We start from the raw sequence: 15,432 nt of genomic DNA on the forward strand, positions 1-15,432 counted from the left end.
AAAAAAAATCAAATCAATAAATGAAATGGAAAACGAATAAAAATAGCAAATAAAGATAAAATAAATAAAAATGCGGCTTTATTAGTAATTTTTCCTTTTTTATTGAATTCTATATAAGATAAAATAAATAAAAAAAAACCAATTATCATCATGATCGGATGTTCGATAAGTTGATATCGTTTATTTTTTTGTTTCAGTATTTCTATAACTGAAATATTATTCTTTAATAAAAATGAACTCATCAATAAAAAACCTATAAGAACTTGAACAGATATGATGATGCCCATAAAAAAAAACAAAATTTTATCTAAAAAAAAAGAAGTTCCTTTTATTTTTACATAAAAAACATATATAGATCCTATAATGAAAAAAAGAATCAAGAAAAAAGCTATATAAAAATGAAATTTTAACAAAAATTCTATATGATTATTAGAAAAATACATAATATTACATATTAATCTAATCCATAAATGTTTTTAATTTATTTTTTAATCTGGCTGCTTTATTCATATGTATAATGTTTTTTTTAGCTAATTTATCTATCATAGAAATCACCTTGGAATATTGTTCCTTTTTTTTTTCTTTCATTAATTTCTTTATAGCTGTTCTTGTACTCTTATATACATATTTATTACGAAAACGTCTAGTATGATTTTGTCTAATTCTTTTTAAAGCCGATAAATGATTTGCCATAAAATAATCTCGTATTACTTTACTAATATATAGCCCATAGGGGAATCGAACCCCTCTTTCCAGGATGAAAACCTGACGTCCTAACCAATAGACGAATGGGCCTAAAAAAATACTTATACGAATACAAATTAAATTTTTTTTGTATTTAATACAAGTATTTTACTTACATTTGATCATCTCTTAATTTATTAGGATTTATTTTGAAAAAGGAAAAAAAAGCAAAAATTATCCTGATCATAAATTCTAAAATTCTTTTGTTTATTATATTCTATTCTCATTTTTTTTCTATTCCATTGCTACATGGAAATATGGAGTACAAAAAAAAATATGAAAGAATTTTCTTCAGAAAGAAGAGGAATCACTCATATAATAAGAAAAATTCTTTTCATATGATTAATAATTCTATTATTGAAAAAGCTAAAGATTATATGTATACCCCGTACAAATATGGGGGTAATACTAAAAATGGAATAGATTGTTCTGCTTTCATCAAAAAAGTTTTCGCTTCTCATAAGATTTTATTACCACGTATAACTTCTAATCAAGCTAAAGAAGGTTACTTCATTCCAAAAAAATCCATAGAAAAAGGAGATCTATTATTTTTTGCTACAGGCACCTCTAAAAGAAAAATTAATCATGTGGGAATGGTGATACATGTAGATTCTCATAACATATTGTTTATTCATGCTACTACATCAAATGGAGTGACCATTTCCCCATTTTATCAAAAATATTGGAACAATCGATTTATCACAGCAAGAAGAATTCTTTATTCCTCATAATAATCAATTGAAAAACCCAAATATTTTAAATCTTTCCAAAAATCAGGATATGATTTTTCTACCACTTTTGGGTCTTCTATTTGTATAGGATATAATAATCCAAACGGAGAAAAAGACATAGCCATTCTGTGATCTTGATAAGTTTTTATCTTATAATTAATTTCTTTATGAAAAAAATCTGTTATTTCTAAACACGAATTGGTAATTTCGATTTTGATCCCAAATTTGAATAATTCATTTTTTAATGCTTGCAACCGATCCGTTTCTTTAATTTTTAATGTTTCTAAACCTTCTAAGTGACATCTTATACCAAGAGCGGCACAAGTGACCACAATGGTTTGCGCTAGATCTGGAGTTTTATTTAAATCCAAATTTATGATTCTTTGTGGAATAAAATTAAACTTTTTATTCAGTGTAATTCTACTTTTATCAAAAGTTGTAGATATTCCAAAATATTTTTCATATATGGATGATACTTCTTTATCTCCTTGTAAACTTTCATTTTTATAGGAGCTTAAAGTAATATGACTTTTTTTTGCGATGGTCACCATAGAGTAATAGTAAGAAGCTGAACTCCAATCTGATTCTATAGAAAAATATTTTTTTCCTTTTTCTTTTCCTGGATGAATATGAAGAATTTTATCTTTCCAAGAAGCTTTTATTCCTGCTAAAATTAACAAATCAAAGGTCATTTTTATATATGGAATAGATGTGATATCTTCTTTTAAATATATTTTAAGACCCATTTGAAACGTACTAGCTATTAACATCAAAGAACTAATATATTGACTGCTGATTTTAGCATTAATATCTATTTCTCCTCCAAAAATTTTCTTACCAAAAATTTTGATTGGTGGATACCCTGCTTTTTCCAAGTATACAATTTTCGATCCTAATTTTTTCAAAGCTTCTACAAGCACAGAAATAGGCCTTTCTTTCATCCTATTGGATCCGGTCAATATAACTTCTTTTCCTTCCTGTATAGATAAATAAGAAGTTAAAAAACGCATAGCCGTCCCAGCATGATGGATATCCAGAATGTTAGAAGTGCTATTTAAACTTCTTTTTAAAACTTGAGTATCTTCACAATTAGAAAGATTTTCAATATGAATATCATCTGTGTAAATGGCCTTTAAAATTAAAAGACGATTAGATACACTTTTCGATCCCGTTATTGATACAGAACCACATATAGAGTTCTGTTTTCTATAAATATTAATGTAAGAAGACATATTATTTCAGTTTTTCATTATTATGGTGTCTTTCATGATCTCTTATTTTCTTTTTTTTTAATTTATTGTTAAAAGATTTTTCCAAATCAATTCCAGTTTGATTCGCTAGACAAAGTAAAACAAATAATACATCTGCTAATTCTTCTCCAAGATCCTCTTTTTTTGAATATTTATTGTAGGATTGTTCTCCATAATTTCTAGCAATAATTCTAGAAACTTCCCCCACCTCTTCAGATAAAAGAATAGTGTTAGTTAATACGTCAAAATAACGTATTCCATGATTAATTATCCAAGTATGAACTAATTTTTGCAGATTTTTTATTTCCAAATTATTTTTTTTCTTGATTACTTTTTCTTTTCAGTAAAATTTTGATATGATCTATGATAGAATCACGATCGATTTTATATTTCTTTAATAACTCCATTGGTTTTCCACTCTCTCCAAAAGTGTCATTCACGGCAACTATACTTTGAGGTATAGAAAGCCTTTTAGTCGTCAGAATTCTAGCAATACTCTCTCCTAATCCTCCCCAATAGTTATGTTCTTCTGCAGTCACAATACATTTTGTTTTATCTACAGAATTTAAAATGGTTTTTTCATCTAATGGTTTTATAGTGTGAATATTAATCACTTCACAAGAAATTCGTTCTTTTTCGTGTAAAATTCTAGCCGCTTCTAAGGATTCCCATACGAGATGACCTGTGCTAACAATAGTAACATCTTTTCCTTCCGTTAAAAGAAGGGCTTTTCCTATTTGAAATATTTGACTTACATCTGTAAAATTTGGTACAGAAGGCCTCCCAAAACGAAGATATACCGGTCCAAAATAATTGGCTATAGCTAAAGTAGCTGCATAAGTTTGATTATAATCACAAGTATTAATTACAGTCATTCCAGGCAGCATTTTCATCATTCCAATATCTTCCAAACTTTGATGTGTCGCTCCATCTTCTCCTAAAGTTAAGCCAGAATGGGAAGCGCATATTTTTACATTTTTATAGGAATAAGCAATAGATTGACGTATTTGATCATATACACGGGATGTGGCAAAATTAGCGAAAGTTCCAGCAAAAGGGATATAATTTCCAATGCTAAGTCCAGCAGCTATATTAATCATATTAGCTTCAGCAATTCCTATTTGGAAAAATCTTTCGGGAAATTCTTTAGAAAATTGATCCATAAATAGAGAACTAGTAAGATCAGCACATAAGGCTACTACTTTATTATTTTTTATTCCTAATAACGTTAAAGCATCTCCAAATCCAGCTCTAGTTTCTTTCAATCCTTTATTTTCATATATTTTCATAATTTCTTTACATTCGTTTATATTATTGGAAAATCTCCTAAAGTTTCAGGAAGTTGAGATAGCGCTTTTTCTAATTCTTTTTCATTAGGCGATTTTCCATGCCATGCATTACTTCCTACCATAAAATCTACTCCATATCCCATTTGAGTGTACAGGATAATTAAAATTGGTTTTCCTTTTCTAGTCTCATTTTTAGCTTTTTTTAAAATATTAATCACTTTTTCAAGATTATTTCCTTCTAATTCTTCTAAAACTTTCCAATCAAAAGATTGAAATTTTTTTTTCAAATTTCCAAGGGATAAAACTTCATCGGTAGTTCCATCTATTTGTTGTCCATTATAATCTACAGTAGCTATATAATTGTCGATATGTTTAGAACCCGCATATAGAGCTGCTTCCCATATCTGTCCTTCATTCAATTCTCCATCTCCATGTAAGCTGTAAATACAATAATCATTGTCTTTACTCAGTTTTTTGGATAGAGCAGCCCCAATAGCGACTGACATGCCTTGACCTAAAGATCCTGAAGAAATTCGTATCCCTGGAAGTTCTCCATGTGTAGAAGGATGGCCTTGTAAACGAGAATTTAATTTTCTAAAAGAAGATAATTCGTTTATGGAAAAAAAACCAGAACGAGCTAATATACTGTAATAAACGGGGGATATATGTCCATTGGATAGAAAAAAAAGATCTTCATTTATGCCTTCCATCGTAAACTTTTTAGGATCATAATGCATGATTTCTTGATACAAAGCTACAAAGTATTCTGTACATCCTAAAGATCCACCAGGATGTCCAGAATTTGCGTTATTTACCATGCGTAAGATGTCTCTTCTCACTTGAAAACATAAGTCCTTTAAATAACGTCTGCGTACATTCATACTGTTTGTTTTTTTCTTAGAATTTATAGAATTTTATTTTTGCACAAAAATAACAATTAATTATGAGTATTATAAACAGAAAAGTTAGATTTCAATATAAATGCATAGAAGAATATATAGCTGGAATTCAATTATTTGGAACGGAAGTGAAATCTATAAGACAAAATAAAGCCAATATTACGGATAGTTTTTGTCAAATAAAAAATGGAGAATTATATTCCATTAACATGTATATAGCTGAATATAAATTTGGAACCAATTGGAATCACCAAAGTAGAAGAGATAGAAAATTATTATTAACCAAAAAAGAATTAATCAGAATAGAAAAAAAACTGAAAGTGCCTGGATTAACCATTATTCCTACTAAGTTATTTTTTAGTGATAAAGGATATGTAAAAGTACAAATTTTTTTGGCAAAAGGAAAAAAAATATATGATAAACGTGAATCCATTCGAAATAGAGATATTCTTCGTGAGCTACAACAACAATCCTTATAAAAAAAGATTCTGTTTAAAATCATATCATCATATTACATAATAATATATATTTGTTTAGTTTCAAAGAAATTATAGTTTTATGAAAAACGTCAATTTTTTTATTATTGCTTTATTTGCTTTATTTTCATCTGTATTTTCTCAACATTCTCAAAAAAAATGGTTTATTCGTATAGGAGCGAATGATATTAACTATTATCCCATGAATTCTCCTTTCAAAGATTTTTTTCAAAAAAAAAATAATAATATAAATCCTCCGTTTTCTAATATAGAATTTGGGCATAATATAACTAAAAACGTGGGGGTTTATTTCAACGCTTCGTTAGGAATGGTAGACAATAATAAATGGAAAATAATAGATAGTTTTTTTGTTAAATTGAGTCCTGGAATAAAATTCTATTTGTTTCCTCATCACTGGTTTGATCCATATTTAAAATTAGGAGGAGGTTATCATCAATTGGACTATCAAGATAGAAAATTAAGAATATCAGAATCCAAAACTTATAAACTGAATAAGAATAATTTTTTTCTATTAGATGGTGGATTGGGAATAAATTTTTGGATTGTGTCTAATTTTGGGGTAAACGTTCAAAGCAATTACAATCAAGTATTAGTTTCTAAATTAAATTCAAAAGATTATTTGAATTTTTGGGAACATGCCATAGGGGTTATCTATCGCTTTGGAGAAAATAATTCTTATTATCCAGATAAAGATAAAAATGAATCTAAAAAAATAGTTGAAATCAAAGAAAAAGCTAATTTACCTTCTATCATAGAAAAAAAAGAGGAAAAAAATATTGCAGAAAATTCGGATAATACAATTTGCTGCAAAAAAGACGACTTAGACAACGATGGAATTTTAGATACAGAGGATTTATGTCCTAACCAATTTGGGTTAAAAAAATTTAAAGGATGTCCTGATACAGATTCCGATAATATTCCAGACCATGAAGATGTATGTCCGAAAAAATATGGAAAAAAAGAAAACAAAGGATGTCCTAATAGTGTTTTTTTTCCTCCTATTTTATTTGATTTAGGAAAATTTACCTTATCTCCTAGTTCATTAGCGATCATTGATGAAATATATGAAATTATGATAAAGAAACTTCCTAATTCCAAATTTTATATAAATGGATATACAGATTCTCATGGAAAACATTCTTACAATAAAATTTTATCCATAAAAAGAGCAAATTCTGTATTTGAAGTTTTAGTTTCTAAAGGAATAGATCCATCTAGGATGGAAATAAGAAAACTAGGAAAATCTAGAAATAAAGGAAGACTTGTCGAAATCACTATACGAAAATCATAGTATAGTAAAAAGTAAAAAACCTCTTCAAGAGGTTTTTTATTTCTTTTTAGAAACATAAAAAGAAATATAGATACTAAATTGATAAAGAATCATTAAAGGAATCAAAACCACTATGGTGCTGAAAATATCCCCAGGAGTAATTGCTGAAGCTATAATTAATAAGATCAAAAAAGCATGTTTTCTATATTTTTTTAAAAAAGCATAGGAGATCAATTCTATTTTAGTGAGAAAGTATATAAAGATTGGAAACAAAAAAGTGATTCCCATAGATAGTATAGAATGCATGATCAAAGATATGTAATCCGATAAATCAAATATATTTCTTGGAAAAGAACTAATCCTAAAAGTATAACCAAAATGAATTAAAAATGGACATAAAATGAAATAACCGAAAAGAACTCCTAGTATAAATAGAAATGTAACCATCATAATAATCCCTCTAGAATATTTTCTTTCTTCATCAGAAAGGGCTGGTTTTATGAATTTCCAAAATTCATAAAATATATAAGGAAAAGATAAAATGAATCCTCCAATCAAACAGGTCCACACATACATGTTAAATTGTCCAAATATTTGTCTGTTTTGTATTTCCAAATTGTGAGAAAACAAATAAAAGGAATGATGATTCCGGTGAAATATTTTTCCTAATTTATGGAATAAGCGATAAGTAATAAAATCCGTTTTTGCTGGACCAAAAAGAATATAATCAAATATAACATTCTTATTATTCATTAAAATAATCGTCGCAATCATCATTGCACACACACTATGAATTAAATGTTTTCTTAGCTCTTCAATATGTTCCCAAAACGGCATCTCCTTTTTTTCATTTTTCATATCTATCTGAAAAAACCTAGAATAAAAATTTTTAATTTTTGGAAAAAATTAGTAATATTTCTGGCTATCTACAAAAACCAAAATTATAAAATTCAATATACAATGAAATGTGGAATTATTGGTCTTCCAAATATAGGAAAATCCACTCTATTTAACCTTATTTCCAATTCTCAAGTTTTATCAGAAAACTTTCCTTTTTGTACTATAGAACCTAATTATGGAATCACAAACGTTCCAGATAAAAGATTGTATGAATTAAACACATTCATTAACACTATGAAAATAGTTCCATCAAAGATACAAATAGTGGATATTGCTGGATTAATTAAAGGTTCACATAAAGGAGACGGATTAGGAAACAAATTCCTATCTCATATTCGTGAAACAAATGTTGTTATTCACATGATACGTTGTTTCAAAGACATGAAAGTCCTTCACGTCGAAGGATCCATCAATCCTATTAGGGATAAAGAAATTATTGATATAGAATTACAGTTGAAAGATCTAGAAACCCTAGAAAATCATTTAAATAAAATTAATAAAAAACCAAAAAATAATCATAAATGTTTTATAGAAACTATAAAAAAAATAATTTCTTATCTAAAAAAAGGAAAAAATATAAGAATGTACCCACTAAAAGAAGATGAAAAAAAGTACATAAAAGATTTACATTTATTAACCAACAAACCTGTTCTTTATGTATGTAATATAGATGAAAAAGATTCCAATAATCCTCTATATCTAATAAAAATAAAAGAAATAGTAGAAAAATCTCCTATGGTCGTTTTATCGTTAAAAAACGAATTGAAGAGTCAAAAAGAACAAAAAAGTATTTTTTATCAATCAGGAATTAATAAGCTAATCTTAGAAGCTTATAAATTATTAAACTTACAAAGTTTTTTTACAGTAGGAAAAGAAGAAATACGTGCTTGGTCTATTCCCAATCATTGGACCGCTTATCAAGCTTCTTCTGTAATACATTCAGATTTAAAAAAAGGATTTATATGTGCAGAAGTCATTCATTATAATGATTTTATCAAATATAGATCAGAAGAAGAAGCCAAAAAAGCTGGAAAAAAACTTTTGGTAGGAAAAAATTACCTTGTTCAAGATGGAGATATTATACATTTTAGATTCAATCGATAAAAAATTTTCCTTCGAAAGAATTAATCCCTTTTAAAGTTTCAAAAATTAATTGAACAGCTTGTTCTACATCTTTTTTATGAACCATTTCTACTGTAGTATGCATATATTTAAGAGGAATAGATATCAAGGCAGACGATACACCTTTATTAGAATAGGCAAAAGCATCCGTATCTGTTCCGGTATATCTAGATGAAACTAAACGTTGAAAAGTTATTTTTTTATTTGTAGCAGTATTCAAAATAAATTCTCTAATATTTTTATGTATAGAAGGGGCATATACAATAACAGGGCCTAAACCACATTTAATATCTCCTTGTGTTTTTTTATCCATCATAGGGGTAGAAGTATCATGGGTGACATCAGTGACAATAGCCATATGAGGTTTGATCGCCTGAGAAATCATTTTAGCCCCTCTTAATCCAACTTCTTCCTGAACAGAATTCACCACATATAATCCAAATTTTAAATTTTGGCCGCTTTCTCTTATTTTTTTTACTACTTCTGCAATTATAAATCCTCCTATTTTATTATCTAATGATCTGCATACAAAATAGTTATGGTTTATTATCAAAAAATCATCAGGATAAGTAATGACACAACCTACATGAACCCCCATTCTCTCTACTTCTTTTCTATCAAAAGCTCCAATATCTACAAATATATTATCTACATTAGGAGTTTTATCTTCTGAAGATTTTCTTGTATGAATAGCAGGCCAACCAAATACTCCATGTACTAACCCTTTTTCTGTATGGATCACCACTCTTTTTGATGGAGCTATTTGAGGATCTGATCCACCATTACGGGAAACATAGATGATTCCATCTTCTGTTATATGATTTACATACCAAGAGATTTCATCGACATGAGCTTCAATAATTAATTTGTATGGAGAATTACTAGGATTGAGTATACCTACAACTGTTCCATATAAATCCGTTTCTATTTTTTCTACATAAGGATTAATATAGTTTTTCCATATCTCTTGTCCTTCACTTTCGTATCCTGTTGGGGTAAAACTATTTAAATATTTTCCAAGAAATTTTATAGAATCCTCGTTTATTGAATAATGATTTTTATTTATCATGATTTTTTTACATTAAATATGGATCCATCCTTCAAATACAAACTGAACAGAACCAGTTAAATATATTTTTTGATATCGATTATGTTTTTTTTCAAATGATACCCATAATTTTCCTCCTAAAGTGGATATTAACACATTTGTTTCCTTATCGGGAGATATCTTTCCCGTTTCATATGCAGCAATAACAGAAGCCGTAATTCCTGTTCCACAGGATAAAGTTTCATTTTCCACACCTCGTTCATAAGTGCGTACTTGAAGTGTATTATTTCCAGATTTTTCTACAAAATTTACATTTACTCCTCCTTGAGAAGAATAGGATTTATGAAATCTAATTTTTCTTCCCTGTTTGTAAACGTCTATTTCTTTTATGTGATCCACGAAAAGAACATGATGTGGAGATCCAGTATTCAAAAAAACGTATTTTGGATATATTTTTATCATATTTATTTCTATATCAATGATATTTAAAGAAATCAATCCATTATCCTGAATAATTCCACAATGATCTCCATCTATAGCTCTAAAATAGATTTTATTTTCTTTTGTAATTCCTAGTTGTTTTGAAAACGCGATAGCACAACGTCCTCCATTTCCACACATAGTACTTTCTGTTCCATCAGAATTATAATACTTCATGTAAAAATCGCGGGAAGAATCATTTTTAATCAAGATAATTCCATCTGCTCCAATTCCAAAATGTCTATTACATAATCTTGCAAATAGAGAACGGTTCTCTTCCGGGATTCTTTTTTTACGATTATCTAGTATAATGAAATCATTTCCTGTCCCCTGGTACTTAAAAAAATCGATTTTCATAAAAATAAGACGAATTTAGCATTATTTTTTGAATAAAGTTTACTTTTTACTATATATATTTGTTGTATAGGAATAGTTTAACTAAACATGAAGAAAATAGTTATTTATATTATCGCCAGTAGTATTCTTAGTTCAGTAATGACTATTGCAGCATACAAGAAATATGCTAAAGAAGAAGCCACTCCATTTCCGTCGTATGGAAACTCGTTCGAAAAGACAAAACTATCCTCTTCTAATCCATCCTCATTAGTTAGTTCTTCTGGATTACCAGATTTTACCAGAGTTGTAGAAAAAACTATCCATGCGGTAGTCAATGTCAAAAATTATTCTAAAAAATATAGCAACAAATTACATTTTGATCCATTTGACTTTTTTTTCGGATTTCCTGATGATTTTGGAGGAAGAGGAAAAATTCCTCCAAAAAATGATATTCCAGGACTTCATGGATCTGGAGTATTAGTATCTCATGATGGATACATTGTCACTAATAATCATGTCATAAAAGATGCAGATAAAATAGAAGTGACTCTTAGTGATCAAAGAACTTATAGGGCAAAACTAATTGGAACAGATCCAAACACGGATATAGCCTTATTAAAAATCAATGAAAAAAATTTACCTTTTATTTATTTTTCGGATTCTAATAAAGTACAAGTAGGAGAGTGGGTTTTAGCAATCGGAAATCCTTTTGATTTGAACTCCACTGTTACCGCAGGTATCATCAGTGCTAAAAATAGAAGTCTCGGCATATTGAGAGGAGAGACGCAAGCAGCTATAGAATCTTTTTTTCAAACAGATGCAGCTGTTAATCCGGGAAATAGTGGAGGAGCTTTAGTAAACACAAATGGAGAGTTAATTGGAATTAATACGGCCATCTCTTCAAATTCAGGAAATTTTATAGGATATAGTTTTGCTGCTCCTTCTAATTTAGTGGGAAAAGTCATCCAGGACATCAAAAAATACGGAACCGTACAACGAGCCTATTTAGGAGTTATAGGAATGGATCTTTCTAAAGCTGAATATTTGAAAGCTTATAATAATGAAATGCATCAAAATATAAAAGCACAACAAGGTTTTTTAATCGGTGAAGTTTTTGAAAGAAGTGGAGCTGATGATGCAGGTCTTAAAAAAGGAGACATTATTAAAAGTATAGATGGAAAACCCATTCAAAATGTGGCAGATTTATCTGTTATTGTGGGAACAAAATATCCGGGAGAAAAAGTAAAAGTGAAGGTTATCCGAAACGGAAAAATGAAAACTTTTAACGTTACTTTAAAAGATTCACAAGGAAGAACAAAAATTAGAAAAAGAGAGGAAATCACTCCATCAGAATTACTGGGTGCCACTTTTTCGCCTCTTGGAAAAGAATATAAAAAAGATTTTGGAATTGATTATGGAATTAGAATACAAGAAATACGAACAGGTAGATTGAGTGCTATAGGAATGGAAGAAGGAGACATTATTTTATCTATTAATGGAGAAAAAATGAGAACCCCTAGTGATGTAGACCGTGTTTTAAAAAGATACTCCGGAGATGTGACCATAAAAGCCATTAAACAAAATGGTCAAGTATATATAGCAGGATTTGAAATGAATTAATTTAATTTCGATTTCTATTCCAATAAATAAAAAGTGTGATCATTCCGAAAATTACATTTGGAAGCCAAACAGATAAATAAGAAGGAAGATAATCTTTTGTAGAGTATACTTTGGATATTTCTGTACAAAAGATATATGTAAATGCTAATAATATCCCAACAATGAAATTATTGGCCGTTTCTCCTTTTTTTGATGAGATAGATAATCCTAAAAGGGTCAATATAAAATTAGAAAAAGGATAGCTTGTTCTTTGATAATATTCATTTAAGTGCGTATTTATGTTACTATTTCCTCTCTTTTTTTCTCTATCAATAAACTTTTTTAGTTCAGAAATGGTCATTGTTTCTGCTATATATTCTTCTGGTAAAAGTTCTTCCGGCGTCATAGGAAAATTTTGAATTTTATGAACCCCATTGAAAAAAATATCCTTATTCTTATTTAGATAAGTTTCACTATAATTAGATAGGATATATACACGATGTTTTTTATACCAAAAAATATTTTTTGCCTTCATAAGATATATCAATTTGTTTCCATTGAATTTTTGATAGATACAATCTTGTCCTATATTTTTCTTTCTGGAAAAATTTCGAATAAATAGATATTCATTATTTGAAATTTGGGCACTTATGGTCTGATTGTTTTCGTATTGATTTTTGTATCTGGAACTTAATAGATATCGGTAATGAAATTTGTTTTTCATTTTATTAGCTATGGGTAAAAAAGAATAATTAATTATTAAAGTTCCCATTCCTATAATGAAAGCTGAAATTAAATAAGGAATCGTTATTCTTTTAAAACTAATCCCACTTGCTAGAATCGCATTTATTTCTGAATATTTATTTAATCTAGATGTAAAAAAAATAATCGATAAAAAAACGGAAATCGGGGAAAATGTATAGGCTAACCATATGGACCAAAATGGATAATAATATATTAAAGCCTCTTTGATGGATCCTTGATTGTTTTCCAATCGATGCATTCTTTGAGAAATATCTATAATAACAGAAATGATCTGTAATAGAATAGTAATAAATATAAAGGTAACAAGAATATTACGAATGATATAACGGTCGAGTATTTTCATTTTATAAACGTTCTTGTAATAAAGGAATTAATGATTCTTTCCAAGAAGAAAAGGTTTCTTGTATAAGATTGGTTCTAGCTTTTTTAATGAGATTGAAGTAAAAAGAAAGGTTGTGTAAAGAAGCAATTTGTTTTGCTAAATTTTCTCTAGAAGAAAAAAGATGTCTTACATAAGATTTGCTGTATAAACTATCCACATAAGAATTTCCATATTCATCCAAACAGGAAAAATCTTTTTCCCACTTTTTATTTTTTATATTCATAATCCCTTTCCAGGTAAATAACATTCCATGACGTCCATTTCGTGTAGGAAGTACGCAATCGAACATGTCAATCCCAAGTGCGATTGCTTCTAAAATATCTACAGGATTTCCTACTCCCATTAAATATCTAGGTTTTTCTTTAGGCAAAATATCCGTTACTATATCAGTAATAGATTGTGTTTTTTCTTTAGTTTCTCCTAAACTTAATCCACCTATAGCATTTCCTTCAGCTTCCAATAATGCTATCTTTTCTGCAGAACATTTTCTTAAATCTGGATAAATACTTCCTTGAACAATAGGAAAAAAACTTTGCTTATAATCATATTTTTCTGGATGTTCTTTTAAATAAGAATAACATCTTTTTAACCAAATATGTGTTTTTTCTAGAGAATATTTTGCCTCTTGATAACTACATGGATAAGGAGGGCAATCATCAAAAGCCATAATTATATCACCGCCTATCAAACGTTGAATTTCCATAGATTTTTCCGGAGAAAAAAAATGATAAGAACCATTTATCATAGACTTAAATAACACTCCATTATCGGTGATTTTATTATATTTTCTCATAGAATAAACTTGAAAACCTCCACTATCTGTTAATATAGACTCTTTCCAATTCATAAACGAGTGAAGTCCTCCTGCATGATGTAATACTTCTATTCCAGGACGAAAATACAAATGATAAGTATTTCCAAGGATAATTTTTGATCCTACATTATATAGTTCATGTGTTGGAATAGATTTTACACTTCCTTTTGAAGCTACTGGCATAAAAATAGGAGTTTCTATTTTTCCATGATCTGTTTGCAATATGCCTGCTCTTGCTTTAGAAAAACGATCAGTTTTTATTACATTAAATTTCATTGTGAATCCAAAAATTTTTTTGTAAAAATTAAATATTTCTCAGAATCATATGTGCAACATATGGGGATAAAGCATAATTTCGTTTTATATGGGAAAAAAAGATCTATTCAAATCAAAGAAAAAAAAATGAATTATTACCATGAACCAGTTCTTTTAAAAGAAAGTATAGATAATTTGGTTACGGACAAAAATGGCATTTATGTAGATGTCACATTTGGTGGAGGAGGACATTCTTCTGCTATTCTAAAAAAATTAAATGACAATGCATCCTTAATAGCTTTCGATCAGGACAAAGAAGCCATAAAAAATAATTCCATACGAGATAGACGTTTTCATTTATTTCATAATAATTTTATACACATAAAACAAATATTGAAAAAAATTCGTCTCGAAAAAGTATCAGGGATATTAGCTGATTTAGGCCTATCTTCATCTCAAATAGACAATCCCATTAGGGGGTTTTCTCATCAGTTGAATTGTATTTTGGATATGAGAATGAATCAAGAATCCACTCATTCGGCTATAGATATTCTTAATCGATATTCGAAAGAGGAATTATTTCATATATTTTCTAAATATGGAGAATTCAAAAATGCAATAATAATTGCTGAAAAGATCTTAGAAAAACGTTTAAAAAAACCCATTACCACTACATGGGATTTAGTGAATATTTTTTTTAGAAAAAAAACATCTTTTAAAAAAAGAAAAAGATTTTTTTCTAGACTTTTCCAGTCTATACGAATAGAAGTCAATAATGAAATCAATGTTTTAAAAAATCTTTTGCTAGAATCTGCTACGATTATTATACCAGGAGGTAGAATTGCTATTATTTCATATCATTCAATAGAAGATAGGATCACCAAATATTTTTTTAAAACAGGAGTTTTTCATAATAAAAAAATGAATAATATACTTCCATTTAAAATGATCCATAAAAAAGTTATTCAACCAAGATATCAAGAAATTATCAATAATCCAAGATCCAGAAGTGCTAGATTAAGAATTGCAGAAAAACTATAAAAAAAAATAA

General features: G+C 28.3%; 17 protein-coding genes and 1 tRNA gene. 6 read left to right on the forward strand and 12 right to left on the reverse strand.

Going from position 1 to position 15,432, the window contains the following annotated elements; translation table 11 throughout:
• Window positions 1-8 precede the first annotated feature (8 nt).
• The 3 genes from H0H60_RS01175 to H0H60_RS01185 form a co-directional block, all read right to left on the reverse strand.
• Complete coding sequence (locus tag H0H60_RS01175) at window positions 9-443, reverse strand: hypothetical protein (RefSeq protein WP_185862893.1); 435 nt, start codon at window positions 441-443, stop codon at window positions 9-11.
• A gap of 16 nt (window positions 444-459) precedes the next feature.
• Window positions 460-693 carry a 30S ribosomal protein S20 gene (gene rpsT, locus H0H60_RS01180; RefSeq protein ID WP_185860098.1) on the reverse strand — a complete coding sequence of 78 codons (234 nt, stop codon included), beginning with the start codon at window positions 691-693 and terminating at the stop codon, window positions 460-462.
• 30 nt (window positions 694-723) lie between these two features.
• Window positions 724-795 (reverse strand) — tRNA-Glu (locus H0H60_RS01185).
• Between the two features lie 98 nt (window positions 796-893).
• Between H0H60_RS01185 and H0H60_RS01190 the strand changes: the two genes are divergently transcribed.
• Complete coding sequence (locus H0H60_RS01190) at window positions 894-1,475, forward strand: C40 family peptidase (protein ID WP_238784913.1); 582 nt, start codon at window positions 894-896, stop codon at window positions 1,473-1,475.
• On the opposite strand, the gene H0H60_RS01195 is transcribed toward H0H60_RS01190, so the two are convergent.
• From H0H60_RS01195 to H0H60_RS01210, 4 genes are read right to left on the reverse strand one after another with little or no spacing between them, the layout of a single operon-like run.
• Window positions 1,463-2,707 carry a 3-phosphoshikimate 1-carboxyvinyltransferase gene (locus tag H0H60_RS01195; RefSeq protein ID WP_185862894.1) on the reverse strand — a complete coding sequence of 415 codons (1,245 nt, stop codon included), beginning with the start codon at window positions 2,705-2,707 and terminating at the stop codon, window positions 1,463-1,465. The genes H0H60_RS01190 and H0H60_RS01195 overlap by 13 nt on opposite strands.
• A gap of 1 nt (window position 2,708) precedes the next feature.
• Window positions 2,709-3,035 (reverse strand): MazG nucleotide pyrophosphohydrolase domain-containing protein, encoded by a 327-nt coding sequence (locus tag H0H60_RS01200; RefSeq protein ID WP_185862895.1) that lies wholly within the window; start codon window positions 3,033-3,035, stop codon window positions 2,709-2,711.
• A 1-nt stretch (window position 3,036) separates the two neighbouring features.
• On the reverse strand, window positions 3,037-4,014 hold the full coding sequence (locus H0H60_RS01205) for a transketolase family protein (RefSeq protein WP_185862896.1): 978 nt from the start codon (window positions 4,012-4,014) through the stop codon (window positions 3,037-3,039).
• A gap of 17 nt (window positions 4,015-4,031) precedes the next feature.
• On the reverse strand, window positions 4,032-4,895 hold the full coding sequence (locus H0H60_RS01210; protein ID WP_185862897.1) for a transketolase: 864 nt from the start codon (window positions 4,893-4,895) through the stop codon (window positions 4,032-4,034).
• Between the two features lie 62 nt (window positions 4,896-4,957).
• Between H0H60_RS01210 and smpB the strand changes: the two genes are divergently transcribed.
• Together smpB and H0H60_RS01220 are read left to right on the forward strand one after the other, a co-directional pair.
• A complete protein-coding gene (gene smpB / locus H0H60_RS01215; RefSeq protein ID WP_185862898.1) occupies window positions 4,958-5,392 on the forward strand; it encodes an SsrA-binding protein in 435 nt (144 codons plus the stop codon).
• A 79-nt stretch (window positions 5,393-5,471) separates the two neighbouring features.
• Window positions 5,472-6,701 (forward strand): OmpA family protein, encoded by a 1,230-nt coding sequence (locus H0H60_RS01220; protein WP_185862899.1) that lies wholly within the window; start codon window positions 5,472-5,474, stop codon window positions 6,699-6,701.
• Window positions 6,702-6,737: 36 nt separating this feature from the next.
• Here H0H60_RS01220 and tatC read toward each other — a convergent pair whose 3' ends face one another.
• Complete coding sequence (gene tatC / locus H0H60_RS01225) at window positions 6,738-7,538, reverse strand: twin-arginine translocase subunit TatC (RefSeq protein ID WP_185862900.1); 801 nt, start codon at window positions 7,536-7,538, stop codon at window positions 6,738-6,740.
• Window positions 7,539-7,640: 102 nt separating this feature from the next.
• Between tatC and ychF the strand changes: the two genes are divergently transcribed.
• Window positions 7,641-8,684 carry a redox-regulated ATPase YchF gene (ychF, locus tag H0H60_RS01230; RefSeq protein WP_185862901.1) on the forward strand — a complete coding sequence of 348 codons (1,044 nt, stop codon included), beginning with the start codon at window positions 7,641-7,643 and terminating at the stop codon, window positions 8,682-8,684.
• On the opposite strand, the gene H0H60_RS01235 is transcribed toward ychF, so the two are convergent.
• Together H0H60_RS01235 and dapF are read right to left on the reverse strand one after the other, a co-directional pair.
• Complete coding sequence (locus tag H0H60_RS01235; protein ID WP_185862902.1) at window positions 8,674-9,771, reverse strand: M42 family metallopeptidase; 1,098 nt, start codon at window positions 9,769-9,771, stop codon at window positions 8,674-8,676. The genes ychF and H0H60_RS01235 overlap by 11 nt on opposite strands.
• Window positions 9,772-9,783: 12 nt before the next feature.
• Window positions 9,784-10,587, reverse strand: coding sequence for a diaminopimelate epimerase (dapF, locus tag H0H60_RS01240; protein WP_185862903.1), 804 nt, complete (start codon window positions 10,585-10,587; stop codon window positions 9,784-9,786).
• 87 nt (window positions 10,588-10,674) lie between these two features.
• Between dapF and H0H60_RS01245 the strand changes: the two genes are divergently transcribed.
• Window positions 10,675-12,186: a Do family serine endopeptidase gene (locus tag H0H60_RS01245; RefSeq protein ID WP_185862904.1), complete on the forward strand. Its 1,512-nt coding sequence runs from the start codon at window positions 10,675-10,677 to the stop codon at window positions 12,184-12,186.
• 1 nt (window position 12,187) lies between these two features.
• Here the strand turns inward: H0H60_RS01245 and H0H60_RS01250 are convergent, their stop codons facing one another.
• Window positions 12,188-13,273, reverse strand: coding sequence for an LptF/LptG family permease (locus tag H0H60_RS01250; protein WP_185862905.1), 1,086 nt, complete (start codon window positions 13,271-13,273; stop codon window positions 12,188-12,190).
• 1 nt (window position 13,274) lies between these two features.
• Window positions 13,275-14,402, reverse strand: coding sequence for a tRNA guanosine(34) transglycosylase Tgt (gene tgt / locus H0H60_RS01255; protein ID WP_185862906.1), 1,128 nt, complete (start codon window positions 14,400-14,402; stop codon window positions 13,275-13,277).
• A gap of 126 nt (window positions 14,403-14,528) precedes the next feature.
• Here tgt and rsmH point away from each other — a divergent pair, with 126 nt between their 5' ends.
• Entirely contained in the window at window positions 14,529-15,422 is an 894-nt protein-coding gene (rsmH, locus tag H0H60_RS01260) for a 16S rRNA (cytosine(1402)-N(4))-methyltransferase RsmH (protein ID WP_185862907.1), read from the forward strand.
• Window positions 15,423-15,432: the final 10 nt, after the last annotated feature.

Source organism: Blattabacterium cuenoti, assembly GCF_014251735.1.
Classification (GTDB): domain Bacteria; phylum Bacteroidota; class Bacteroidia; order Flavobacteriales; family Blattabacteriaceae; genus Blattabacterium; species Blattabacterium cuenoti_C.

Bases quoted from the DNA above. Each gene is read 5' to 3' on its own strand.
- H0H60_RS01175 (WP_185862893.1), bottom strand. From the start codon at position 443: ATGTATTTTTCTAATAATCATATAGAATTTTTGTTAAAATTTCATTTT.
- rpsT (WP_185860098.1), bottom strand. From the start codon at position 693: ATGGCAAATCATTTATCGGCTTTAAAAAGAATTAGACAAAATCATACT.
- H0H60_RS01195 (WP_185862894.1), bottom strand. From the start codon at position 2,707: ATGTCTTCTTACATTAATATTTATAGAAAACAGAACTCTATATGTGGT.
- H0H60_RS01205 (WP_185862896.1), bottom strand. From the start codon at position 4,014: ATGAAAATATATGAAAATAAAGGATTGAAAGAAACTAGAGCTGGATTT.
- H0H60_RS01210 (WP_185862897.1), bottom strand. From the start codon at position 4,895: ATGAATGTACGCAGACGTTATTTAAAGGACTTATGTTTTCAAGTGAGA.
- smpB (WP_185862898.1), top strand. From the start codon at position 4,958: ATGAGTATTATAAACAGAAAAGTTAGATTTCAATATAAATGCATAGAA.
- H0H60_RS01220 (WP_185862899.1), top strand. From the start codon at position 5,472: ATGAAAAACGTCAATTTTTTTATTATTGCTTTATTTGCTTTATTTTCA.
- tatC (WP_185862900.1), bottom strand. From the start codon at position 7,538: ATGAAAAATGAAAAAAAGGAGATGCCGTTTTGGGAACATATTGAAGAG.
- ychF (WP_185862901.1), top strand. From the start codon at position 7,641: ATGAAATGTGGAATTATTGGTCTTCCAAATATAGGAAAATCCACTCTA.
- H0H60_RS01235 (WP_185862902.1), bottom strand. From the start codon at position 9,771: ATGATAAATAAAAATCATTATTCAATAAACGAGGATTCTATAAAATTT.
- dapF (WP_185862903.1), bottom strand. From the start codon at position 10,587: ATGAAAATCGATTTTTTTAAGTACCAGGGGACAGGAAATGATTTCATT.
- H0H60_RS01245 (WP_185862904.1), top strand. From the start codon at position 10,675: ATGAAGAAAATAGTTATTTATATTATCGCCAGTAGTATTCTTAGTTCA.
- H0H60_RS01250 (WP_185862905.1), bottom strand. From the start codon at position 13,273: ATGAAAATACTCGACCGTTATATCATTCGTAATATTCTTGTTACCTTT.
- tgt (WP_185862906.1), bottom strand. From the start codon at position 14,402: ATGAAATTTAATGTAATAAAAACTGATCGTTTTTCTAAAGCAAGAGCA.
- rsmH (WP_185862907.1), top strand. From the start codon at position 14,529: ATGAATTATTACCATGAACCAGTTCTTTTAAAAGAAAGTATAGATAAT.